This is a genomic window from Luteibacter sp. SVR4-7G (assembly GCF_056755555.1).
In genome coordinates this window covers 26082-49644 of sequence record NZ_JBPGXO010000019.1, presented here as the reverse complement: position 1 = coordinate 49644, position 23563 = coordinate 26082, and the positions used below count along the sequence as shown (strand labels likewise).

The following is a 23563-nucleotide window of genomic DNA, read 5'->3' as shown; positions in this document are numbered from 1 at the left end:
GCCGCTTCAGTACGGGTCGCCGCCTCCGATGGCCTTGCAGACGGCCACGTAGCGAATGGCGAGCTGCGCATCGCTGTCCGCCCTGTCGCGCTGCGCGGCGAGCAGGCTGCGTTGCGCATCCAGGGTCTCGATGTAGCTGGTCCCGCCGTGGCCGTAGCGGGCGTCGGCCAGGTCATAGGCATCCTGCGAGAGCCGTTCCCGCTCCGCCAGCCGCTGGTTGCGCTGGCGCTCAGCCGTATACCCGTTCAGGGCCGTGTCGATGTCGGTCCACGCCTGGAGCACCGTTTTCTGGTAGACGATCGCCGCTTCCTGCTGCTGCAGCTTGCGCAAGGTCACGACGCTCTTCCTGCGCCCCATGTCGAACAGGGGCAGGTCCAGGCTGGGGCCGATGGACCAGCGACGGCTGCCCCAGTCGCCGAAGTCGCCCGCATGCAACGATTCGAAGGCGAAACCGGCGCCAAGGGTGATGCGCGGATACAGGTCCGCCACGGCCACGCCGATGTCCGCCGTCGCCGCATGCAACCCTGCCTCAGCCTGGCGGATATCCGGCCGGCGCCGCGCCACGTCGGAGGGGATGCCGAGAGCCAGGTCGGGCAGGACTTGCGGGAGCCCGTCGCCATCGCGCGCCGCCAGGCTTGCCTCGAGGCTTCCCGGCGACTGTCCCAGCAGCAAGGACAACTGATCGAGCGTGCCCGCTTCGCGTTCCAGCAATGAGGGCAGTCGCGAGCGAAGCTCCGCAAGGAGGGCTTGCTGGCGGGTGGCGTCGAGGTCGCTGGCCATGCCGCCGTTCGCACGTGCCTTCATGAGATCGAAATGCTCGGTGGCGGCATCGATGTCGGCGCGGGCCAGTGCGACCTGCCGTCGCACGCCGCGGAGTTCGAAATAGCGCCGCGCCACTTCCGCGGCCACGTCGAGGCGCACGCCGTCGAAGAGTGCCCCGGCTTCGTCCGTCCGTGCGTCCGCGGCCTCGACCGAACGCCGCACGCGCCCCCAGAAGTCCGGTTCCCACGACGCGTCGAAACCCGCCTGGTAGTCGTCGAAGGGCTGGCTGAGCAGCTTGACCAGTTCCTCGCGGCGTCCGGCTGGAGCGAGCACGTCGATGGTACGGCTGGTGGCACCGTTCTCGCTCGGCCGCTGCCTCTGCGCGCTCGCGGCAAGATCCACCTGCGGCCCTCGCTGGGCGGCCGCGGCGCGGCTTCGTTCGCGACTCTGTGCAAAACGCAACGCGGCCGTCCTGAGATCGGGATTCGCGGCGGCGGCCCGGGACTCGAGTTCGTCGAGTACGGGGTCGCCGAATGCCTTCCACCATTCGGCGGACGGCCGGGCGCCGTCGGCGGCGATCGCCGGATCGTGCAGCGATGCATCGCCGGTGCGGGACGACGACCAGTCCGCGGGCGCGCTGGCCCGGGGCTTCTCGAAATCGGGACCGACGGCGCATGCGGCCAGTGCGCAGGCGGCGGCGAATGCCAGGAGAGGGTGGAAGGAAGACGTTCGCATGGGACGCACCGGATCAGACGAGTCGATGTCGGAAAAGCCATGCCGCCAGTGGCAGGGTCACCGCAGCGATGGCGAGCAGTGGAAGGACGTCGCCGAGCACCGTGCCGAGACCAGCCCCTTCGAGGTACACGCGCTGGACCATGTGGATGGCATAGCGGGCCGGATCGATGGCGGTCAGCCATTGCATGAGCACGGGCATGTTCGCGATGGGCGTGGTCATGCCCGACAGGAGCACCAGCGGCATCATCAGTACGAAGGTGTAAAGCATGGCCTGCTGCATGCTTGCTGCGAGGGCGGAAATCGCCAGGCCGATCCCCACGCATGCGAGCATGAACACGAGCAGCGCCACATACAGGGTCCAGAGCGATCCTGCCATGGGGATGCGGAACCAGAGGGTGGCGATCAGCAACACCAGGCTCGCCTGCACCAGGCCCACGATGATGGACGGCACGGACTTGCCCAGCATGATCTCGGTTGGCGTGCAGGGGGTCACGAGCAACTGGTCGAAGGTTCCCTGTTCGCGCTCGCGCGCGACCGAGAGCGCCGTCAACATCAGCGTCTGCAGCATGCTCAGGATGGCGATCATCGCCGTCATCATGAACCAGCGGGTTTCGAGGTTCGGATTGTACCAGTTGCGTACGTCCAGGCTCAGCGGGACGCCTCCCCCGCCGTGCTCCACCCGCCAGTCCGCGTTGAACCGGGAAACGATGTTGCCCAGGTACCCTGCCGCGGTTCCCGCGGTGCTCGAGTTGCGCGCGTCGAGGATGAGCTGCACCGGCGTGATCTCGCCTGCGGCGAGCCGCTGCTCGAAGTGCGCCGGGATGGTGACCACGAAGAGAACATCGCCTGCATCCACGAGGCGTGCGATGTCACTCTCGTTGCGCAGCGTGGCCACGCGCTGGAACACCCCCGAGCTCTCGATCCTGGCCGCCAGCCTCGTGGCCGCTTGCCCATGATCCTGGTCGAGCAGCGCGTAAGGCGCCTGCCGAAGGTCCAGCGTCGCCGCGTACCCGAAAATGAGCGACTGCACCAGCACGGGCGCGAACAGGACGACGCGGCTGGCGGGATCCTTGAGGATGACTTTGAGCTCCTTGCGGCAGAGGTTCGCCACGCGGCGCAGGAAGGCGAGCATGCCGTTCATTCGATCAGCTTCCGTGTCTTCGCCCGAGCCGCGGCGAGCAATACCACTGCGTAGCCGATCAGCACGGCGCAGTTCTTCAGGATCATCGGCCAGAGGTTGCCGGCCAGGAACAGGCTCTTCAGCGTTTCCAGGTAATAGGTAGCGGGCAGCACGCGTCCTACGCCCTGGACCACCAGCGGCATGTTGCGCAGGTCATAGATGAAGCCGGAAAGCATGAGCGCCGGCATGAAGCTGGTGACCAGCGCCACCTGGCTCGCCGTGAACTGGTTCTTCGTCACCGCGGAGATCAGCAGGCCGATGCCCAGCGCCACGAACAGGTAGAACACCGACACCACGAGGATGAGGAGAAGCGAGCCCTCGATCGGCACATGGAACAGGAAACGTGCCGCGACGAGGCACATGGCGAGGCCGATCAGGCCCACGCCGAAGTACGGGATGATCTTGGCCAGCAGGATCTCGATCGGCCGCACCGGCGTCACGAACAGCGCCTCCAGCGTGCCGCGCTCCCATTCGCGCGCCATCACAAGCGCGGTGAGGAAGGCCCCCACCAGGGTGGTAATGAGCACGATCAGCCCCGGGACGAGGAACCACGTGCTCGTATTGGCTTCGTTGAACCACATGCGCGGTTCGAGCCGCACGGCTCCCATCGACGCGGCGGGCGGTGCCCAGAGCTGTAAGGCCGCTTCGACGTAACCCTGCACGATGCGCGCCGTGTTCGCATCGGCACCGTGCAGGATCAGCTGCAGGTGTCCGTCGCCGAGCGTGAGGCGGCGCGTGAAATCGGAGGGGACGCGCAGGACCCCGTTGACCTCGCGATCCCGCATCAGCTGCTCTGCCTGGTGCATGTCGTGCACCAACACCGGGTCCAGGTACGGCGACAGGCGCATGCTGGCGACCATGCCGTTGGCGGTCGCCGAGGTATCTTCCATGACCACCGCCAGCGGCGCGTTCTTCACGTCGAACGACAATCCATAGCCGAAAATAAGGATCAGTACCACGGGCAAGGCAATGCCCATCATCAGGTTGCTGCGATCGCGCAGCAGCTGCTTGATCTCCTTGCGCACCAGCGCCGTGAGGCGTCGCAGGAACGCGGACCTGCTTCGCGGCTTCTGCGCGCTCATGCCGCCTCCCTCCCGGCGCCCCGCGCATCCTTGCGGTGCTGCCGCACGATGCCAATGAATGCCTGTTCCATGTCCAGGGGCCTGTCGCCCGTCTCGCCGGCCTGCATACGGATCTCCGCCGGCGTACCCAGCGCCAGGACCTTGCCGGCGTCCTGGATGACCACGCGGTCGCAGTATTCGGCCTCTTCCATGAAGTGCGTGGTGACCACGATCGTCGTGCCGCCCTCCGCCAGCGCGGTGATCCGTCGCCAGAACTCGCGCCGCGCGAGGGGGTCCGCACCGCTGGTCGGCTCGTCCAGGAAGAGGATGTCGGGCTCATGCAGCAGGCCCGTCGCCATCGCGAGGCGCTGCTTGAAGCCACCGGGCAACAGGCCCGCCTGCGCATCGCCAACGCCTTCGAGCTCGAACTGCGACTTGACGCTGCGTATGCGTTCACGCAGGCGCGAGCCGTACAGGCCATAGGCACCGCCGAAGAACGCCAGGTTCTCGTCGACGGAAAGGTTGCCGTACAGGGCGAACTTCTGCGACACGTACCCGATCTCCTGCCGCGCGGGTGCACGTGCCCTGCGCAGGTCGTGACCGGCAACGCGGAGGGTGCCGGAACTCGCGGGAAGCAGCCCGCAAAGCATGCGGAACGTCGTGGTCTTGCCCGCGCCGTTCGGGCCAAGCAGGCCGAAGATCTCGCCGCGCTTCACGCTGAAACTGGTGCGGTCCACCGCGGTGAAGTCGCCGAACGTGCGGACGAGGTCCTTCACCTCGATCACCGTGTCGCCATCGTGCGCCGACGACGATGCCGACGAGGCGACCGAGGCCGCCGCCGAGAAATCGCGGCGCACTTTCGAGCGCAGGGCCAGCATCACCCCGTCCTCGAGCGTGGGCGGCACGGGCCGGGCCGCGGCCTCGCCCAGCAGGTTCCCGAGCCGGCGATCGCCCTGCTCTACCGCCGCCTTCGTGCGTACGAAATGCACCTCGCCGCCGCGCGGGACCGCGTCGACGGTATCGCCATCGTCCAGCAGCCTGGCCTGCAGGTGGCGCGGTGCTTCGCCGGAGGGCGGCTTCGCGGCGAAGCAGAGGCCTTCCGCGGTGTCGCGGATGCCGTCCGGTTCACCCTGCGCGAGCACGCGTCCCTCGTGGAGGATGACCACGTGCGCGCAGCGTGCCGCTTCGTCCATGTAAGACGTGCTCACGAGCACGCTCAGCTTTTCGTCCCCCACCAGCTGCTCGACGATGTCCCAGAGTTCGCGCCGCGACAGCGGGTCCACGCCCACGGTGGGCTCGTCGAGAAGCAGCAGCTCGGGTGAACGCACCAGGGTGCAGGCGAGACCGAGCTTCTGTTTCATGCCGCCGGACAGCTTCCCGGCGGGCCGGCCGGTGAAGCGGCCGAGGTCGGTCATTTCCATCAGGCGGGCATAGCGTTCGCGGCGCTGGTCGCGGTCCACCCCGTGCAGGTCGGCGTAGAGGTCGAGGTTCTCCTGCACGCTCAGGTCGTCGTAGAGACCGAACCGCTGCGGCATGTAGCTGATCCGGTCCTGCACTGCCTGGGGATCGCGTGCGGCGTCGATGCCCAGCACGCTCATGCTGCCCGTATCGGCAACCATGAGGCCGGCCGCAAGCCGCAACAGCGTCGTCTTGCCGGCACCGTCGGGCCCGACGAGGGCGCTGATCGCTCCCCTGCGTACTTCCAGCGAAACGTCGTCGAGCGCCGGGACCTCGCGGCCCTTCTTCGGCGCGAAACGCTTACCGACACCCTGCGCGACGAGGGCCGCCGAATCGTTCATGGCCTTGCCGCGACCGTACCCGGCAGCCGCACGGTCGCCGGCATGCCCAGGCGCAGACGGTCCTGGGGGTCGTCGACGTTCACGCGCACCTCGTAGACGAGGCTGCTGCGCAGGTCTTCGGTCTCGACGTTCTTCGGCGTGAACTCCGCTACCGAGGCGATGTAGCCGATGCGGCCATCGACCGGATGATCGGGCGCGCTGTCGGTGGTGACACGCGCCGCCTGCCCCGGCCTGATCCGGCTCAGGTTGGCTTCGGATACGTAGGCGCGGACCCACTTCGGATGCAGCAAGGCCAGTTCGTAAACGGGCCGTTGCGGCGAGGCCATGTCGCCCGGCTCGAGCATGCGGCTGCGCACGACCGCGTCGGTGGGCGCCTTCAGTTCGGCCTCGGCGAGGTCCTGCCTGGCCACCGCGCTTTCAGCCAGCGCGGCCTCGCGTTGTGCACGCGCTTCGGCGATGTCCTCCTTGCGTGGGCCGGCGACGGAAAGCTCATGGGCCTTCCGGAGGGCATCGACCTTCGCATCCGCGGCGCTGGCCGCTGCCACCGCCTGGTCGAGGTCCTCGCGGCTCACGGCGCGGCCGCCGGTGTCCTTGCTGATCGAGCGCAGCCGGTCCAGCGTCTGGTGGGCCATGCGCGCATCGGCCTGGGCCGCACGTACGTTGGCGTCGGTCTGGGCGATGTCCTGCGGACGGTTGCCTGCTTCCAGCCTGCGGAGGACCTCGTCCTGGACCGCGACCTGGGCCTGCGCCTTGGCCAGGCGCAGCTTGAGTGTCGTTACGTCGAGCGCGGCTAGCACCTGGCCGGCGACCACGCGATCTCCCTCCTCCACGCGCATCTCGGCGATGCGCTCGCTCAGCTTGAAGGCCAGCGACACCTGACGGATATCGATGTTGCCGTGAAGAACGATGGGTTCTTCCGGGTCGGGCCGCAGCAGCCACCAGAGCCCCGCACCGACCAGCAAGAGGAGGACGACAAGGCCGATGAGGACAGGAGGCTTTGGCTTGACCATGGGCCGGGCTCGGTTCGGTGATGCCCGCAGTCTAGGCTCGTGGACGCGCGAAATCAAATGCAAATTTGAGTTATAATTAGGGCATGACAGCCCGATCATCCTCCTCGTCAACCCGCCGCGCGTCGCGCCAGGACGGCGAAAGCACCCGGGCCCAGTTGCTCGATGTGGCTGGCCGGTTATTCGCCGAGCACGGTTACCTGGGTACGTCGAGCAAGGACATCTGCCTCAAGGCAGGCGTCAACATGGCCGCGGTGAACTACCACTTCGGTAGCCGCGACGGCCTCTATGAGGCCGTGCTCGTGGAGGCGCACCGCCAGGTCGTGAGCGTGGAAGACCTTGCGGCATTCGCCCGTTCGGAACGGCCACCCCGGGAGAAGCTGCAGGCCCTGATCGCGCACTTCGTGACCCAGGCCGCGTTGGGCGATAAGTCGTGGGGCTTCAAGGTCGTGCTGAAGGAGGTGATGTCACCCTCCCCGCTGGTGAACGCGCTGGTCGAACAGGCCGTGGCGCCGAAGGCGGGCATCGTCGCCCGCCTCATGGCCGGACACCTCGGGCTGCCCGTCGAGCATCCGGCCGTGCAGCGCGGCATGATGATGACGATCTTTCCGTGCATTGCCCTGCTGATCGCGCCGGAAGGCCTGCGGAAGAAGGTGCTGCCCGCCTTGATGCCCCGGTCCGAAGGACTGCGCGAGGACATGACGACGTTCATTCTCGCCGGCCTGGAGGCGCTCGCGGCGGCGCACGCCGGATCAAAATAGATGTGGGAGCCGGCTATGCCGGCGATCCCGCGGCAGCGGGCACCCTTGCCGCGAGCAGCCATCGCCGCTGAAGCGGCTCCCACAGGACAGACCGATCGGCCGCCGGCGCTTACTGCACGGCCAGGCCCTGTGCCCCCGAGAAGGCGGCGAAGACGGGCGTCTCTCCCAGCGGTACGAGTTCGCCGTTCTCACGCACGGCAAAAGCGCTTACCCCACCGGTGCCCGGCGTGTTGACGTAGAGCGAACGTCCATCGCTGGAGAACTTGATGTCGGTCGGTGCATGCCCGGCGCCGAGGTTGGCCGCGACGCCGTCCGCCGCGGTGAGCGAGAGACCTCCGTGCGCATCGACGCGGAACCCCGTCAACGTGTTCGAACCCGCGTTCGCGGTGAATGCATAGCGCCGGTTGGCCGCGAGCCAGCAGGTAGCCGCCTGACCCGTCGCTACCGATTGCGAGATGACGCTCAGGTCGCCGTCACGCTCAAGGGAATATGACGATACGGCGTTCGCGCCACCCTCGGTAATCAGGAGATGGTCCTGGTCGTCGAACGTGAAGCCGAATGCCGCCGTGTCCATCGACGGCGTGACGGCGGGATCCTGCGCAAGCGTGCCAGCGCGGTCGACGGCGAACACTTCGATGAAGCCCTTGGCACGTGAGTCCTTGACCGACACGGCAAGCCACTGGCCCTTGCGGTCGAACTGGAGTTGCGTCGCGGTGTTGCCCACATCGGGCTGGTTGCCCACCAGGGGTTCGTCGGTGCCGATGAGGCGGCGTGAGCCCGCCACCTTCGAGAGGAGGCCAAACGGCGCGATGTGGAAGGCAGTGACGTTCGCTTGCCCCGCGCTGTTCAGGACGTAGAGCTGGTCGCCACGCTGCGCGAGGCTGACGGGATAGCTTCCGCCCGAGTCGGTCACGTCGACGAGGAGCAGACGGTCGCCCAGGACGATGAAGGTGGACACCTCGTTGCTTCCGGCATTCACCGCGAAGAGCAGGTGCCCGTCGTCGCTCAGCAGCAACGCGTTCTGTGACCCCAGCGGATCCGGCGGGGGCGCGGTGGTACCCACGCCGACGCCCTTCCCGCCGGTACCGAACTCGCCGACCTTGTCGAGGTGACCGGCGGCGTCGCGCTTGAGCACCGCGACGCTGTTCCGGCCCTTGTCGTTGGACATGACATAGACATGCGAGGCGCCGTGGGAGCCGAGGCCGAAGAGATCGGCCTGCTGGGCGGATGCGGCCGTCGTTCCCGCCATCGTCGCGACGAGCACCATCGCAAGTACTTGCTGTTTCTGCATGGCTTTCTCCAGTGTTCCCACGCGTATGCGGGGGCTACGAAGGAGTTCGCGGGAAGGACGGAAATGGTTACGCAGCGGGGTGCGAATGGAGCCGTCACGATTTGCTCACGCAGCGCCACTGCGTCTTTCATGCTGTCGCGAGGAAGCTCGCAGTGATCGCTGTAGACGTGGAGGCAGACATGACTTATCTGATCGCGCACTTTTCGGGCCAGGGTGCTGCCATGGCGGCGCGTGACAAACTGCTGGGAAGGGGCATGCGGCAGGCGGATGTGATACCGGCGACGGACGCCACGATCGGCCGCTCGTCGGATACCGCCAGCGAGCCGAGCAATTTCCCCTCCCAGGTCAGTCATCGGGGTGACCGGGAACCTCGCAATACCTCGGACTCGCCCAGCGGGAAGCGGCTGCCGGCGGGACGCAATGTCGAACACGCCACGCCGTCCGAACTCGGAAGGGCTCGCCTGAACGTGCTCGTGGGCGAAACCATTCCCGAGCAGGAACTCCGCGACCTCTTCGACGCTTGCGGTGCGACGCTGATCGAGCGCAGCACGGAGTCGTTTCCCGAAGAGACCGCCGGGGTCTGGCCGGAAGCGGCGATGGGCGACGCCACAGACGTTCGGCGCGCCATCCGGGCCAGCGAACGCGGCGCAATGCATGAGGGCCCGGTCGAAGTGCCGGATCCGGAGGCACCGAGCCTGCGCGAGGCGCACGACCCGCATCGTTGATCCAATATCCGGATTTACGTGCAATTCGGCTTCGATCGCGGCCGCTAGAGTGAGCACACGTCACTCCACCCGGAAGCGAAGGCATGATGGACAGATTCGATGAGCAGCGGCGCCGCTTCGTGGGCGCGACCGCGCTGGGAATGGCGGCCGCTGGATTGGGCACCACCGTGATGGCGGCCGGACCGTCGGCCGCGACGAAGGGTGTACGCCACGGCGCGACGTCTTTCGCGGCGATGAAGTCGGTAGAGGCCGGCGTGCTCAAGGTCGGTTATGCCGAGGACGGTCCCGCCACCGGCCCCGTCGTCCTGCTCCTGCACGGCTGGCCTTACGACATCTACAGCTATGTGGACGTCGCGCCGCTTCTTGCGGCGAAGGGTTACCGCGTGATCGTCCCTTTCCTTCGCGGCTACGGCAGCACGGCTTTCCTTTCGGCCGCCACGCCGCGGAATGGCCAGCAGGCCGCGCTCGCCGCCGACGTTGTCGCTCTGATGGACGCCTTGAAGATCGACAAGGCGATCATCGGCGGATACGACTGGGGTGCGCGCACCGCCAACATCGTCGCGGCGCTCTGGCCGGAACGTTGCAAGGCGATGGTTTCCGTCAGCGGCTACCTCATCGGCAGCCAGGCGCTGAACAAGAATCCGCTGCCGCCTAAGGCCGAACTGCTCTGGTGGTATCAGTTCTACTTCACCACCGAGCGTGGCCGGGAGGGCTATGCGAAGTACACGCACGACTTCGCGCGGCTCATCTGGGAACAGGCCTCGCCGAAGTGGCAGTTCGACGATGCGACCTTCCAGCGTTCGGTGAGCGCCCTCGACAATGCTGACCACGTCGCCATCACCATCGACAACTATCGCTGGCGCTTGGGACTGGCTGCCGGGGAACGGAAGTACGACGAGCTGGAGGCGCGTCTCGCCGCGTTCCCGTCCATTACGGTGCCGACCATCACCATGGAAGGCGATGCGAACGGTGCGCCGCATCCGGAGCCCGCCGCATACGCGAAGCGCTTCACCGGCAAGTACGAACACCGGCTGATCGCGGGCGGGGTCGGCCACAACCTGCCGCAGGAAGCCCCGGACGCCTTCGCCAAGGCCATCGTGGACGTGGACAAGTTCTGAGGCCTACCATGCGTTCCTTTGGGAACGCATCGTGGCGCATTACTCAGGCCCCCTGCTGACACGCGACCTGGCGGAGGCGCTGTCGGCAGCCCGTGACGCCGGCGCCGTCGAATGGACGGGTTCGCTCGATCTCGACCGCTCGACCGGCAGCGCGGTCTTGCATCCCGGCCGCTGGCAATGGCGAGGGCATGATTACCCCTACCCCGCGCGCCTGAAGGACCGGACCCTGTACTACTGGGATGGCGAGGATTTCGCGGCCATATCGCGATTTTCGGGATCTCTCATCAAGCTCGTGCCCACCTCCTGGGGTGCGCCGACCTTCGAGATCGACGGCATCAAGATGTTGCCCACGTCGAAGGACTCGCCCGTGGACGATGCGCGACGCAAGGTGGCGCTCGTCGAGCCGCGTGGGAAATCCGTCCTCGATACCTGTGGCGGCCTGGGCTACTTCGCGGCCTGCTGCCTCGACGCCGGCGTGGCTCGGGTCCAGTCGTTCGAGAAGAACGAGGACGTGCTCTGGTTGCGCACGCTCAATCCGTGGTCGCCCGATCCCGAAGCATCGGGCGGACGACTGGATCTTGTGCATGATGACGTTTCCGTAGCCATTGCCGGCATTGCCGATGCCTCCGTGGACGCCCTGCTCCACGATCCCCCGCGCTTCGGCATTGCCGGCGAGCTCTACTCGCAGGCGTTTTACGAACAGCTGGCCCGCGTCCTGAAACGCGGTGGCCGCCTGTTCCACTACACCGGCAGCCCGAACAAGCTCACCAGCGGCCGCGACGTGCCGCGCGAGGTTGCACGGCGGCTCGAAAAGGCGGGCTTCAAGGCCGAACTCGCGCTGGACGGAGTGCTCGCGATCCGCCGCTAGGACTTCGTGGAGACCAGCCGCATGAAGGCCTCCTGCTGGTAACGGCTCATGCGCAGTTTCTGCCCGGTATCCATCGTCACCACGTGGTGACCGTTGAACCAGGGATGGATGGACTGGACGCGGCGGACATTGATGATCGCCGAGCGGTGCACGCGGGCGAAGTGGCGGGGATCCAGGCGCTCGGCCAGCGAGGTCATGGTTTCCCGGACCTCGTGCACACGGTCGGCGAGGTGGATCTCCACGATGTTGCGGTTGGCCTTGATCCAGACGATATCGTCCACGTCGACGAAGGTAACGCGCTCGTCCACGCGCACCGGGACGCGCTCGAGGTAGCCCTCGCGCCGGCGCAGGGCATCCAGCACCTGCTGGATGGCTCCGCTGCCATCGCCTGGAACGGTGCCCGCATTGAGCCTCACCTTCGCTCGGCGCAAGGTTTCCACGAAGCGGTCCCGACTGAACGGCTTCACCAGGTAGTCCACAGCATTGGCCTCGAAGGCGCGCACGGCGTACTGCTCGTAAGCCGTGACGAACACCGTGGCGGGCATGCGCGCGGCGCCGATGGTCGCCACGACGTCGAGGCCCGTCATCGCAGGCATCTGGATGTCGAGGAAGACGAGGTCGGGCGACCGCTCGCGAATCGCCTGCACCGCTGACGCGCCATCGCCGCATTCGCCCGCCGGCACGATATCCGGATCCTCGCGCAGCAGGCGAAGCACGGCGTGCCGTGCGATGGGTTCGTCGTCGACGACCAGGGTGGCGATGTTCATGCGCTGGCGATCTCCGGTCCGTCGTCGACGTCCGCGATGTCGCGGAACGGCAGTCGCACGCGGCAGACGACGCCCTGTGGCCAGATCATGTCCAGCCGTACCTGCGCGGCATCGCCGTACAGTTCGCGCAGGCGCAGTGCCGTGTTCGACAGGCCGATGCCATGCCCCTGTGACGTACCCGGCGGTTTCTCGTCGAGCGTGCTGTTGCGGTTGCGTACTTCGATGCAAAGGCTGTCGCCGTTGCGGCGGCTTTCGATCTCGATCTGGTCGGAACCCACCCGCTCGCCGATGCCATGGCGGATGGCGTTCTCCACGATCGGCTGGAGGATCAGGCTGGGTACCGCGCAATCCAGCGTGGACGGGTCCACATAGATGCGCGTGGTCAGGCGATCCTTGAAGCGCACGCCCTGGATGCCGAGGTAAAGCTCCAGCAGGACCAGTTCGCGGCGCAGGCTGATCTCCTGGCCGTCGTAATCTTCGAGGAAGGCACGCAACAGTTCGCTCAGGCGCAGAAGCATGTCTTCGGCCGTGAGTGCGTCCTCCTTCAGCAAGGTGGCGATCGCGTGCAGCGTGTTGAACAGGAAATGCGGCTGGAGCTGCGACTTGAGCGCGCGCAGGCGCGACTGCGCCAGTTCCGTCGCCAGCTGGCTGGCCTCCCTTTCGCGATGCGTCTTCTCCTCGTGGAAGGTCATGGCCTGCTGGATAGCGAACAGCGCCCAATAGGTGAGGAAACCGGTGGCGAAGTGCTGGCCGAGGAATTGCCGGACCTGCTCGAGGAACGGGCTGGGTTCGAACGGGGTGGAGATCGCCGCGCCGATCATGAGCGACAGCATCGTCACGGCAATGCTCGCCGGCAGCTGCAAGCCCAGGCCGCGCAGACGAAACGGCCCCTGGATCGGGTACAGGGCCGCCAGCCGGAACACTGCAGGGGCCAGGGCCGCCCATGTGTACCACTGGATCATCGACCAGCGCAGGTAATCGAACACGCCCCACTCGGGCCCGGTCAGCTGCGCATTGAGATAACGCTGGAAGGCGAAGACGACGACGATCGCCGTCCACAAGGCGAGATAGCGGCCGAGACCGATTTCCGTCGTACCGAGACGAACCTTCATGGCGTGTATTCCGCGGACCCTTGGAGGCATGGTAGGCGTCCAAGGCGCCAGGTCAAAGCGATATGTGCCCGCGCTACGAATCGTCCCGCGGCCTCGACGATTCGTCCCGGAACGCTTTCCGGAGAGGTCATTCCCCGGTTCCCATGGCGACGCCATAGCCACGGAGAGCCTCCATGCACGCTGCACGCATCGTCTTCCTCGCCCTGTCCGCGATCGGCTCGTTATCGCTCGTCCACGCCGCGGAGGGCAGCCGCGAGCCGGCCAGGATGTTCACCCTGGTCAACGTTTCGTACGAAAGCGTCACCGCCATCGCCGTGGGCGGAACGGAGCTGCCACTCGGCGAACCGCTCCAGGGAGGGACGACGACCGCTACCGTCCGTCTGCCGGAGGGCGGTTGCCTGCGCGACTTCCGCGTCACCTTCGGTGACGGCCACACCCAGGCTTACGACGGCATCGATGTCTGCCGCTTCCATCGCCTCCAGCTGGGATCCTGGCCTCGTTAGTTGGCGCGCTTTACCGCGGTGGGCTCCTGTGCGCAGATTTCACGCGGGTTGCGGTGTGCTTGGGCTTCCAGAGGAGCCTGGGGTATGTCGTGACCGAGAGCGAGTCCCGTTCCGCGTTGCTGGTGCTGGACGTGTTCAACACCTTCCAGTTTCCCGGCGGCACGGAACTGTTCAACAACGCCAAAGAAGCCGTCGGCCGCATCGTCCTTCTGCGGCAGCGGTTTCACGACGCCGATTGTCCGGTGATCTTCGTCAACGACAATTTCGAGCGCTGGCAAGACAGTTTCGACGAGGTGGTCGACTACGTCGGGCATTCCGGCGCACCCGGCCGCCATGTGGTGGAGGCGCTTCGCCCCGACGCCGACGACCTCAAGCTGCTGAAGCCACGGCATTCGGCCTTCTTCGAAACCGCCCTGCCATCGCTTCTCGATCACCTGGGCCTCAAGCGGATCGTCGTCACCGGCTTCGCCACCGACTCATGCGTACTGAGCACCGTTCTCGACGCGTACGTGCGCAGGATCGAGGCGATCGTACCCGCGGACACCACAGCCGCCGAAACCGCTGAGCGCTCCGGACGGACGCTCGCCCACCTGCGCGAGACCTTCGGTATCGAAACGCCGGCATCCGCGGAAGTCAGCCCGCGATCGATGGAGTCCCATGGATGAAAGATTCTTTTTTGCGGCGCAACGGCCTGAGCCTCGTCGTCCTGGCCATGATGCTCGCGGCGTGGACGGCGCAGGCGGTCACTGGCTACGCGGCGCACAATCAAGAGCTGGTAGAGCATGGCGTCGCTTCCATCGGATGGACGGCCTACCTTTCCGGCGGTGACTTCTGGTCGGCCACGTTCGAGAACTGGGAAAGCGAGTTCCTGCAGATGGGCGTATACGTCCTGCTGACCGTGTGGCTGCGCCAGAAAGGCTCGGCCGAATCGCGGCCGCTGGACGAAGCGGAGGAAGACGACACGCCCACGCCACCGCACCTGCAGCCGAAAGCATGGCGACGCGGCGGCATCGTGCGCTGGCTCTACGCGAACTCCCTGTCCATCGCCTTCCTCGTCCTCTTCGCTGGCTGCTTCACCGGGCACCTGCTCGCCAGTTGGCATAAATCCATGGGCGAGGCGCTCGAGCATCATCAACCGGTGCAAACCCTGGGCCAGTATGCCGTCGACCCCTCGTTCTGGTTCGAATCCTTCCAGAACTGGCAAAGCGAATTCCTGGCCGTGCTGTCGCTCGTCGTGCTGTCGATCTTCCTTCGCCAGAAGGATTCGCCGCAATCGAAACCGGTGGACGCGCCCCACAGCCAGACCGGCGGGTGAGCGGCGCTACTCCAGCGTGAACAACGGGCGGTCCGGACGGTGCCGGGCAACGCCTTCACGCAGCGCCGCGTATGCCTCCGATGACCAGAACGCCTTCATCGATACCGGCTTCAGCGTGTCCATCCGCGCATCGACACGTCCGTCGATGAGCATGGCCGTCATCGTCTGCAGCACCGGAAGCTCCGGCAACATGTCTTCCACGAACAGGAACTGGCCGGCCTGGTTCACTTCGAGGAAATGGAATTCTCCGTGGGCGTCGACGACCAGGTCGATGCAGCCGAAGACCAGGCCAAGCTCGCGCATGAGGGCGCGAAGCTTCGACTCGACCGGAGCAGGCAGCGCCATGGCCTCCGCGCGGAACGCCGGATCCTTGCTGTGCCCGCGCCAATCCACGAAGGCGCCCTCGGCCCCCTTGCCCAGGCGCAACGCGAACAAGCGGTCGCCCATCACGGTGACGCGGACGTCGCAGCGCTTCTCGATGTACCGCTGATAGATTCCGGGGCAGACGGCGATCGCGTCGGCCGGCAGTTCGCTATCGCCGTTGAGCAGCACCACGCCGACGGCATGCAGCCTGCCGCTGTCGCGCTCTTCCCACTGGTGCACGAGGAAACTCTTGAAAACCACCTGGCCCCACCGGTGTATGAGTGCGGCGACTTCACGCGCATCCGTCGTCACGACGGTGTCGGGAAAGGGAATGTCCAGGCGCCGGCAGACCGCGAGTTGCACGAGCTTGTGTTCCGCGCGCTGGGCAGCGGCGAAGCCATTCACCCACAACGCGTCGCCATAGGCGCCTTGCATGGCGAAGACATTGCGCTGGAACAGCTTCCATTCCCAACTCGCGAACGGGCGGTCTTCTTCCGCGCAATACGGTACCGGATCGTGCACACGCCGGTTCCAGACGGCACTGACGCGATCGCCCTCCAGCAGCGAGTCATGGAAGGTTTCATGCTGCGCATCGATGCGGAAGCTGTAATGAGCGCCGTGACCGGCCTGCAGCGAAGGCGTCCACACCGGCTCGATACCCTGCCGGCGAATCGCCCAGGCGAGCGCGCAGGCGTGCGGGTCATCGGCGGGAGCGAGAATCAGCGGTCGGCTACGCATCGACTTTCCTCGTGGCGAAGAAATGCGCCCCGCATGTGCGGGGCGCGTCCTCGAGCGACGCATCAGCCGCCGATGATGCCGATCTCAGGCTCCGGCCGATCCGGGTCCGTGTAGATGGTCAGGAACAGGCCGCCGTTGTCGTCTTCCGCCACCGGCGTGACTTCGAAGGCGCTGAGGCGCGCGAATGCGCGGACCTTCGTGGAAGCATCATGGGACTGCGAAGCGTTGTTCTTCATCGAAAGAACTCCTTGGTTGATCGACAGGGTTTGATCACGCGGAACGCCGTGCCCCGACGCTGGAGCGTGGGGGCTCGTGGATACTACGTCGCTCTTCGCCTGTGAAATGTCCCGACGGCGCATCCGTGCCGGAAATGCTTACTTCGACGGGCCGGGCGTCTTACGCAGAGGCACGTCATGCAGGCGCAAGGCCATGAGGAAGCCGACGGCTACCAGTGCCGCGGCGCAGAAATACACCGTATGCATGGATGCGCTGAAGGCATGGACGTACTTTTCGTGAATGTCCGGAGGCAGTGCTTTCACCGCTTCCGGACCGAACGACGTCGACGCGTGCGGGCTGTGCGGAAGCACGCCACGCAGCCGCGATTGCAGCCCGATGGTGAAGATCGCTCCGAACAGCGAGACGCCGATGGAGCCGCCGATGGAACGGAACAGCATGACGCCCGAGGTGGCGACGCCGAGGTGCTGCATTTCCACGCTGTTCTGCGTGGCGAGGATCAGTACCTGCATCACCATGCCCAGCCCGGCGCCCAGCAGGCCCGTGTAGACGTAGATGAGGAACACCGGGTCGCCATCGCTTACGGTGCCGAGGAGCAGGAGCGCGAGTGCCGCGAGGACCGTACCCGCGATGGGGAAGACGCGATAACGCCCCAACCGGCTGATGAGCCGCCCGACGACGATGGAACTCAGGATCACGCCGCCCATGAGTGGCAGCAACTGCATGCCGGCCGCCGTGGGCGTCGCGCCCTTCGCCACCTGCATGTAAAGGGGAATGAAGGTTGTGGAGCCGAACAGCGCCGCGCCCACGAAGAATCCGATGAGGCTGCAGAGCACGAAGATGCGGTGCCGGAACAGGTGCAGCGGCATGATCGGCTCCTCGGCGGCACGCTCGACGGCGACGAAGCCGGCGATGCCCGCCAGGCCCAGCGCGAGGATGAGCCATAGCTTCAGCGAATCCCAGGGCAGCACCGTGCCGCCCTCGGTGGTGAACAGGATGAGGCAGCTCAGAGCCACCGTGAGCAGGGCCGCGCCCCGGTAATCGATGGCATGGCGAACATGGCGCACGTGCGGACGGAACACCGCCGCGATGATGGCGACGCAGAGCAGGCCGAGCGGCAGGTTCACGTAGAAGATCCAGCGCCAGGAAAGATGATCGACCATGAATCCGCCCAGCAGGGGTCCGATCACGGTGGCCAGCCCGTAAACGCCACCGAACAGCCCCTGGTAGCGTCCCCGCTCGGCCGGCGGGATCACGTCGCCCACGGACGCGATGGTGACCACCACGAGTCCGCCGCCGCCCACGCCCTGCAGCGCCCGCATGAGGATCAGTTCCACCATGTTCTGTGCCAGCCCGCACAGCACCGATCCCAGCAGGAAGATCGCAATGGCCACTTGCATCATCAGCTTGCGGCCGTAGAGGTCGCCGAACTTCCCATAAAGCGGCACCACCACGGTCGAACTGAGCATGTACGCGGTGACCACCCAGGACAGCTGGTCCAGTCCGCCCAGTTCTCCGACGATGGTCGGCAAGGCCGTGGAGACGATGGTGCCGTCCAATGCTGCGAGCAGCATCACCAGCATCAAGGCCGTGAGCAGGAGGCGGAGCGATTGCGTCGGTGCGGCCGCGACCGCAGGTTCTTGCGTCGTTTCGGTCGTCAAGGAAGGAGGCTCGGGGCTCGGGAGAGCCGCGACTATACCCGGGCACATCCGCGGTGCCTGCCCTGCCTTTTGCCATTGGAGAACTACGCCCGGCCTGCGGTATAGTATCTCTGGCGGAAAAAACTTGGTGCGGGGAGACATTTCCCACAGAATTCCCGTTTCCCGCCTGGAACGACGCCTTGGCCTTCCCCTATTCCCTCGTCATCTTCGATCTCGACGGCACCCTCATCGACAGCGCTGCGGATATCGCCGAATCGGTGAACCGGACGTTGCGCGACTGGAAACTTCCGACCTACGACGTTCGCCAGATCACGGAGTGGATCGGCGAAGGCTCGCGCAAGCTGATCACCTCCGCGTTTCGCCATGCCGGCAGCGATGCCGACATCGACGAGGTAATGCCGGGGTTCCTCGAACACTATGCCGAGACGGCGCTGGACGGCATCGCTTATGACGGCGTTGTCGAGACGCTCGCGGCATTGCACGCGCAAGGCGTGAAGCTCGGCGTCTGCACGAACAAGAACGAAGAGTTCGTTCGGCCCCTGCTTGAGGCGCGCGGCATGCTGTCCTTCTTCGACGGCATCGTGGGCGCCAACACGCTGCCCGAGCGCAAGCCGAGCGGCGTGCCCTTGCGCTATCTCGCGGCTCAGGCCCAGGTGGCGATCGAGCGGACCCTGGTGGTCGGCGATTCGGAGAGCGACGTGCTTGCTGCGCGCGACGCCGGCATGGACTTCGTGCTGGTCAGCTATGGCTATCGCAAATCGCTGGACTTGTATTCCGCGGGCGCCGTCGCCGTGATCGACCGCATGCCCGACCTCCTCGACATCAGCCCTCAGGGCATGCCGCGCCTGTATCGATCCACGCCGTAAGCAAGGCACCCAGCGCCGCCTGGGTGCCGGGCGCCGGCTTCCTGCCGGGACCGGGATTCCAGGCCCAGCCGACGAGCTTGTCCTCGGCCATGTGGTGATGGATCTGTGCCAGCGTATGGCCGCCGTTGCGAGCGGGGTCCTTGATCTGGCGGCAGATCTCGCCACGCGTCTTGCCCTGCCACGCCATCGATGCGGGAGCGAGCGCCCAGCGTGGATTTCCCGGGATCGATGCCGGCTCCGCGAACGTGGCGACGTTCGCGGCCTGATGGCAGGTAGCGCAGGTCACGCCAGCCGTGCCGTGCCCTTCGATGCCGGCCTGTATGAACGGTACGTGCGCATGCAGGTCGTCTCCCTGCGTGGGGCGGCGGGTATCCGGGTGGCAGTTCAGGCAGCGCGGGCTTTCGATGACCCGGGACACTTCGCCATACAGTGCGACGGAGCGTGCATGCGGGTCCGCGATGGAGGCGAAGTCGGCGGGCGTGCGTAACGGATCGGCCACGATCGCTTGCGCGGCGGGTGTAGTGGGCCGTTGGGTACAGGCCGTCAGCAGCGTTGCCGCGGCCAGCATCGAGATGGCGGAGAGCCGGTTCATCATGCCTCCCTTAGGTCGTGCGGCGTTATCGGCAGCGAACGGAAGCGCTTTCCGGTGGCGGCGAAAATGGCATTCGCCACGGCGGCGATCGCCACCGACGTCCCCGGTTCGCCGACACCGCCGGGGTCAGCTTTGCTCGGGACGATATGCACTTCCACCTCGGGTGCCTCGGCCATGCGCAATACGGGATAGGTATCGAAGTTCCCTTGTTCGACCCGTCCGTTCGCGACGGTGATGCGGCCATAGCGCACCGCCGTGATGCCGAACATGGCGCCGCCTTCGATCTGCGCGCTGACTACGTCGGGATTGACCGCGATGCCGGTGTCGACCACACAGACGATGCGCTCCACGCGATACATGCCCGACGGCTCGACACTGACTTCGGCCACCATGGCCACGTGACTGCCGAAGGCCGGGCACAGCGCGACGCCGCGGCCGCGCCCCTTCGGCAAGGGATCGCCCCATCCGGACTTCTCCGCCACCAGGTCCAGTACGGCGAGGTCGCGTGGCGAGCCTTTCATCATCGCCCTGCGATACGCGACGGGGTCGGCGCCCGCGCGATGCGCGAGTTCGTCGATCACGGATTCCGTGATGACTACGTTGCGCGTGGGGCCGACGCCACGCCAGTTACCCGTGTTGAGTCCAGGCGGTGCCTCGTGGCGGATGAAGTCGATGCGCACGTTGGGAATGTCGTAAGGGCCGCTGGCCACGTCCACCGCATCGAGGTCGACGCCGTCCTTCTGATAGATGGGGAGGAAGCGCGCCATGATGTTCGGCGCGGCCAGCCGGTGGCGCCAGCTCGATGGGCGCCCTTTTTCGTCGATGGCCACGGTGACCCGGCTGTGGTTGTGGAACCGGTAGTAGTCCTGACGCATGTCTTCCTCGCGGCTCCAGGTGATCTTGACCGGCCCTTCAATCTGCTTCGCCAGACGAACCGCCTGACCGACGTAGTCGGCTTCCAGCCGCCGGCCGAACCCGCCGCCGAGGAAAAGGTTGTGCACCGTGACGCTGTCCAGCGGCAGCCCAGCCGCCGTGGCGGCGGCCTTCTGCGCGCGCGCCACCACCTGGCTGCCCACCCAGACCTCGCAGCGGTCCGCCTGGCAATGGACCGTGCAGCTCAATGGTTCCATCGCCGCGTGGGCGAGCATCGGCAGCCGGAACACTTCGTCATAGACGCTGGCGGCTTGCCGCTCCGCGGCGTCGACGTCGCCTTTTCGCAGCGCAGGCAACCCTTCGTCTTCGAGCGCGCGGTCGGCCGCTGCCACCATGTCCGCCGTGGACAGGTGGGCATTCGGGCCTTCGTCCCATGCGATGCGCAGGGCGGCCAGCCCCTTCCGCGCGGCCCAGGTGTTGTCGCCCACGACCGCCACGGCATCCTCGCTGTGCACTACCTTCCAGACGCCGCGGATCTTCATCGCCTCGGTGGGATCGACCGAAGCGACACGGCCGCCAAGGACGGGACATGCCATCACCATCGCATGGCGCACGCCCTCGGGCCGCGCGTCGATGCCGAAGATGGCGCTGCCGTCGATCTTGGCCGGCGTGTCCACCCGCTTCTGCGGTTGGCCGATCACCCGGTACTCGGAGAGCTTCTTGAGGCGCGGCGACTTCGGCACCGGCATGCCAGCGGCGGCGTTCGCCACGTCGCCGTACCCGAGGCTGCGCTTCGTTGCCGTATGGATCACGCGTCCATCGCGCGCGCGGCAGGTCGATGGGCGCACGTCCCAGCGTTGCGCCGCGGCGGCGACCAGCATCGTACGCGCAGCGGCACCCACGGCACGCAAAGTGATCCACGAGCCCCGTAACGACGCCGATCCGCCGGTGATCTGCTCGACGAGCAAGGGGCTTCCATAGAGCGCATCGCTAGGCGGTGCCTGCTCGACCGTCACGTCGTCCATGGACACCTCCAGTTCTTCCGCGAGGATCTGCGCTTGCGAAGTCAGCGCGCCCTGCCCCATCTCGGCATACGGAACGATGAACGTGATCCGGCCATCCGTGCCGATGCGGATGAACGCATCGGGTGGAGGTAAAGGCGAATCGGCCGCCAGCGCGGTCTCGACGAGGGGAAAGCCGATGAGCAAGCCACCGCCGATGGCCACCGAAGCGCTCAGGAACCGCCGGCGGGACGGACTGGGAAGGTCGCGGACGTCTGCATTCACGATACGGCGCCTTCGGCCAGGAAACCGGCCGCCATGACGATACCTGCGCGGATGCGCTTGTACGTGCCGCATCGGCAGATATTCCCGGACATGCCGGCATCGATATCGGCGCGGGTGGGATGCGGATTGGCTGCGAGCAGCGCGGCAGCGGACATGAGCTGGCCGGACTGGCAGTACCCGCACTGCACCACGTCGAGTTCCCGCCAGGCCTTTTGCAGAGCCCGTCCGATCGCACCCTCGTGCAGCGCCTCAATCGTCGTTACCGAGGCATTGCCGACGCTGGCGACAGGCAGGACGCAGGACCGCCTGGCGTGGCCATCCACATGCACGGTGCAGGCGCCGCACAAGGCGGCGCCGCAGCCGAACTTCGTTCCGGTCAGGCCGCAGACGTCGCGGAGGACCCACAGCAGCGGGGTGTCGCTTTCGACATCGACATCCCGCACCTCGCCATTGATACGGATCGCATAAGCCACGTTACCGTCCTCGCCGCTGGCCGTTCCGGCAATGACGCTCGCATAATCTTGCGGATCGGACTTGGCTAAACCGGCGATCAATTGGCCGTCTTTGTGGCGGCTATGGACGCCTTGATCAGGGCCAGGTCGTCCTCGATGCCATAGTCCGGCGGTGCCGAGTAGCCGAAGCGCACGATCACCAGGTTCTCCGACGGGATGACATAGATGCGCTGGCCCATGGTGCCGCTGGCATAGAAGCCATCCTTGGGAAAGCCCGCTTCGACGCGCCACTGCGCCGGCTTGCTCGGACCGTCGTTGGTCCAGAAGCCCGCACCGTAGGGGCTGCCGCCGACCGTCGAACGGCGCGACCACTGCACCCAGCCCTGGGGAAGCAGCCGCCGGCCGTCGGGCGCGACGCCGTCGCGCAGGTAGAGCATGCCGAAGCGCGCGAAATCGCGGGCCGTGGTGTAGACATAGGTGGACCCAACGAACGTGCCGCTGCCGTCGAATTCCATGGTGACGTCGCCCATGCCTAGCGGATCGAACAGCTCGCGGCGGGCGAAGGCCCGCATGCCCGCCGGACCGCCGCCGACCTTCTCGCCCACGAGGCGGGATAGCAGCACGGTATCCGCCGAGGTGTATTCGAAGGTCCGGCCCGGCGCTTCCTTTGCCGGCTGGCGTGCGGCGAAGCCGGCCATGTCGGCATGCAGGAACTCCATCCTCGCGACCGGGCTGAACGCCGATTCGGCCTCCTCGGCGGCCAGGCCGCTGCTCATGCGCATGAGGTTCTCCACCGTGATCTCCCGGCGCGGGTCGTCCGGCGCCTGCCATTCAGGAGCGCCGAGCGGCTGGTCGACCTGGACCTTGCCCTCTCGGGCCAGGATGCCGAGGAATGCGTTGGTGAACGACTTGGCGACGGAGAAGCTGAGCAAGGGCGTATGCAGGTCGAACCCCGGCGCATAGCGTTCCGCGATGACGTGGCCGTCCTTGACGATCACGACGGCCTTCACGTGTTTCACGGGCGTGTCCGGCGATTCCGCGAATTCGCGATCCAGCGCTGCGGCAATGGCACGATCCGTGGCGGCCACAGGGGCCGGCGGTGCGAAGCCGTCGTTCACCTGTGGATGCGATGTACGGTCCGCCACGAGCGGCTGCGTGCCTGGCAGCGACAACCTGCAGCCGTAGCCGGGCGTGAAGTCCGCCCGAGCGAGGGTGCGGAAAGGGCCGGACACCTCGACGCTCCGCGTCGCTCGCGACACATGCGCCTCGAGCAGCTTGCTGAAGCCGCCGAGCACGGGCGCGACCAGCTGGTCGTAGGTCTCCTTCGGGTCCTGCCCGCTGATGAAGGTCATGGAGCACACGTGATGCGCCGCCACGCCGGCGGCGACGCGCATCACCTGGTCCGGCCGCCAGATGTGCCAGGCCACCGCCCCCAATGCGATGGCGGCGCCGGCGGCGATGTAGATCTTCTTTGCCATGGGATCCTCCTGTTGG

23 protein-coding genes are annotated in these 23563 nt (G+C 66.5%); 8 read left to right on the top strand and 15 right to left on the bottom strand.

All coding sequences use genetic code 11. The features are described from left to right. Positions 1-6: 6 nt before the first annotated feature. Genes ACR9ZH_RS09315 through ACR9ZH_RS09295 form a run of 5 tightly spaced genes read right to left on the bottom strand, consistent with a single transcriptional unit; the run spans position 7 to position 6547 of the window. A complete protein-coding gene (locus ACR9ZH_RS09315; RefSeq protein WP_481290482.1) occupies positions 7-1497 on the bottom strand; it encodes an efflux transporter outer membrane subunit in 1491 nt (496 codons plus the stop codon). Positions 1498-1510: 13 nt separating this feature from the next. Beyond that, on the bottom strand, positions 1511-2638 hold the full coding sequence (locus ACR9ZH_RS09310) for an ABC transporter permease (RefSeq protein WP_481290481.1): 1128 nt from the start codon (positions 2636-2638) through the stop codon (positions 1511-1513). Then, entirely contained in the window at positions 2635-3759 is a 1125-nt protein-coding gene (locus tag ACR9ZH_RS09305; protein WP_481290480.1) for an ABC transporter permease, read from the bottom strand. Before ACR9ZH_RS09305 ends, ACR9ZH_RS09310 begins: the two co-directional genes overlap by 4 nt. Beyond that, positions 3756-5537 (bottom strand): ATP-binding cassette domain-containing protein, encoded by a 1782-nt coding sequence (locus ACR9ZH_RS09300; protein ID WP_481290479.1) that lies wholly within the window; start codon positions 5535-5537, stop codon positions 3756-3758. Before ACR9ZH_RS09300 ends, ACR9ZH_RS09305 begins: the two co-directional genes overlap by 4 nt. Beyond that, positions 5534-6547: an HlyD family secretion protein gene (locus ACR9ZH_RS09295; RefSeq protein WP_481290478.1), complete on the bottom strand. Its 1014-nt coding sequence runs from the start codon at positions 6545-6547 to the stop codon at positions 5534-5536. The genes ACR9ZH_RS09300 and ACR9ZH_RS09295 overlap by 4 nt, the downstream gene beginning before the upstream one ends. A gap of 83 nt (positions 6548-6630) precedes the next feature. Here ACR9ZH_RS09295 and ACR9ZH_RS09290 point away from each other — a divergent pair, with 83 nt between their 5' ends. Next, on the top strand, positions 6631-7305 hold the full coding sequence (locus tag ACR9ZH_RS09290; RefSeq protein ID WP_481290477.1) for a TetR/AcrR family transcriptional regulator: 675 nt from the start codon (positions 6631-6633) through the stop codon (positions 7303-7305). Positions 7306-7414: 109 nt separating this feature from the next. Here ACR9ZH_RS09290 and ACR9ZH_RS09285 read toward each other — a convergent pair whose 3' ends face one another. Then, positions 7415-8596: a lactonase family protein gene (locus ACR9ZH_RS09285; protein ID WP_481290476.1), complete on the bottom strand. Its 1182-nt coding sequence runs from the start codon at positions 8594-8596 to the stop codon at positions 7415-7417. A gap of 179 nt (positions 8597-8775) precedes the next feature. Here ACR9ZH_RS09285 and ACR9ZH_RS09280 point away from each other — a divergent pair, with 179 nt between their 5' ends. From ACR9ZH_RS09280 to ACR9ZH_RS09270, 3 genes are all read left to right on the top strand, one after another. After that, positions 8776-9321 carry a hypothetical protein gene (locus ACR9ZH_RS09280; protein ID WP_481290475.1) on the top strand — a complete coding sequence of 182 codons (546 nt, stop codon included), beginning with the start codon at positions 8776-8778 and terminating at the stop codon, positions 9319-9321. An 83-nt stretch (positions 9322-9404) separates the two neighbouring features. Next, positions 9405-10439, top strand: coding sequence for an alpha/beta fold hydrolase (locus tag ACR9ZH_RS09275; protein WP_481290474.1), 1035 nt, complete (start codon positions 9405-9407; stop codon positions 10437-10439). 31 nt (positions 10440-10470) lie between these two features. Next, entirely contained in the window at positions 10471-11307 is an 837-nt protein-coding gene (locus tag ACR9ZH_RS09270) for a class I SAM-dependent methyltransferase (protein ID WP_481290473.1), read from the top strand. Here ACR9ZH_RS09270 and ACR9ZH_RS09265 read toward each other — a convergent pair. Together ACR9ZH_RS09265 and ACR9ZH_RS09260 are read right to left on the bottom strand one after the other, a co-directional pair. Continuing rightward, positions 11304-12074, bottom strand: coding sequence for a LytR/AlgR family response regulator transcription factor (locus ACR9ZH_RS09265; protein ID WP_481290472.1), 771 nt, complete (start codon positions 12072-12074; stop codon positions 11304-11306). The genes ACR9ZH_RS09270 and ACR9ZH_RS09265 overlap by 4 nt on opposite strands. Next, the gene (locus ACR9ZH_RS09260) at positions 12071-13186 is read right to left on the bottom strand and encodes a sensor histidine kinase (protein WP_481290471.1); all 1116 of its coding nucleotides are present in this window, start codon (positions 13184-13186) and stop codon (positions 12071-12073) included. Before ACR9ZH_RS09260 ends, ACR9ZH_RS09265 begins: the two co-directional genes overlap by 4 nt. A gap of 173 nt (positions 13187-13359) precedes the next feature. Here ACR9ZH_RS09260 and ACR9ZH_RS09255 point away from each other — a divergent pair, with 173 nt between their 5' ends. From ACR9ZH_RS09255 to ACR9ZH_RS09245, 3 genes are all read left to right on the top strand, one after another. Beyond that, complete coding sequence (locus ACR9ZH_RS09255) at positions 13360-13689, top strand: hypothetical protein (RefSeq protein WP_481290470.1); 330 nt, start codon at positions 13360-13362, stop codon at positions 13687-13689. A gap of 122 nt (positions 13690-13811) precedes the next feature. After that, positions 13812-14354, top strand: a complete 543-nt coding sequence (locus ACR9ZH_RS09250; RefSeq protein WP_481290503.1) for a cysteine hydrolase family protein — start codon at positions 13812-13814, stop codon at positions 14352-14354. After that, entirely contained in the window at positions 14351-15004 is a 654-nt protein-coding gene (locus tag ACR9ZH_RS09245) for a DUF6766 family protein (RefSeq protein WP_481290469.1), read from the top strand. Before ACR9ZH_RS09250 ends, ACR9ZH_RS09245 begins: the two co-directional genes overlap by 4 nt. A 6-nt stretch (positions 15005-15010) precedes the next feature. Here ACR9ZH_RS09245 and ACR9ZH_RS09240 read toward each other — a convergent pair whose 3' ends face one another. The 3 genes from ACR9ZH_RS09240 to ACR9ZH_RS09230 form a co-directional block, all read right to left on the bottom strand. Continuing rightward, positions 15011-16105, bottom strand: coding sequence for an ATP-grasp domain-containing protein (locus ACR9ZH_RS09240; RefSeq protein ID WP_481290468.1), 1095 nt, complete (start codon positions 16103-16105; stop codon positions 15011-15013). A gap of 62 nt (positions 16106-16167) precedes the next feature. Next, positions 16168-16341: a hypothetical protein gene (locus tag ACR9ZH_RS09235; RefSeq protein ID WP_481290467.1), complete on the bottom strand. Its 174-nt coding sequence runs from the start codon at positions 16339-16341 to the stop codon at positions 16168-16170. Between the two features lie 138 nt (positions 16342-16479). Continuing rightward, positions 16480-18000 (bottom strand): MDR family MFS transporter, encoded by a 1521-nt coding sequence (locus ACR9ZH_RS09230; protein ID WP_481290466.1) that lies wholly within the window; start codon positions 17998-18000, stop codon positions 16480-16482. Between the two features lie 179 nt (positions 18001-18179). Between ACR9ZH_RS09230 and ACR9ZH_RS09225 the strand changes: the two genes are divergently transcribed. After that, positions 18180-18866: an HAD-IA family hydrolase gene (locus ACR9ZH_RS09225; protein WP_481290465.1), complete on the top strand. Its 687-nt coding sequence runs from the start codon at positions 18180-18182 to the stop codon at positions 18864-18866. Here the strand turns inward: ACR9ZH_RS09225 and ACR9ZH_RS09220 are convergent. From ACR9ZH_RS09220 to ACR9ZH_RS09205, 4 genes are read right to left on the bottom strand one after another with little or no spacing between them, the layout of a single operon-like run. Continuing rightward, positions 18823-19458 (bottom strand): hypothetical protein, encoded by a 636-nt coding sequence (locus ACR9ZH_RS09220; RefSeq protein ID WP_481290464.1) that lies wholly within the window; start codon positions 19456-19458, stop codon positions 18823-18825. The genes ACR9ZH_RS09225 and ACR9ZH_RS09220 overlap by 44 nt on opposite strands. Beyond that, positions 19458-21617: a xanthine dehydrogenase family protein molybdopterin-binding subunit gene (locus ACR9ZH_RS09215; RefSeq protein ID WP_481290463.1), complete on the bottom strand. Its 2160-nt coding sequence runs from the start codon at positions 21615-21617 to the stop codon at positions 19458-19460. Before ACR9ZH_RS09215 ends, ACR9ZH_RS09220 begins: the two co-directional genes overlap by 1 nt. Beyond that, a complete protein-coding gene (locus ACR9ZH_RS09210; RefSeq protein WP_481290462.1) occupies positions 21614-22171 on the bottom strand; it encodes a (2Fe-2S)-binding protein in 558 nt (185 codons plus the stop codon). Before ACR9ZH_RS09210 ends, ACR9ZH_RS09215 begins: the two co-directional genes overlap by 4 nt. Next, on the bottom strand, positions 22168-23547 hold the full coding sequence (locus ACR9ZH_RS09205; RefSeq protein ID WP_481290461.1) for a serine hydrolase domain-containing protein: 1380 nt from the start codon (positions 23545-23547) through the stop codon (positions 22168-22170). Before ACR9ZH_RS09205 ends, ACR9ZH_RS09210 begins: the two co-directional genes overlap by 4 nt. Between the last annotated feature and the right edge of the window lie 16 nt (positions 23548-23563).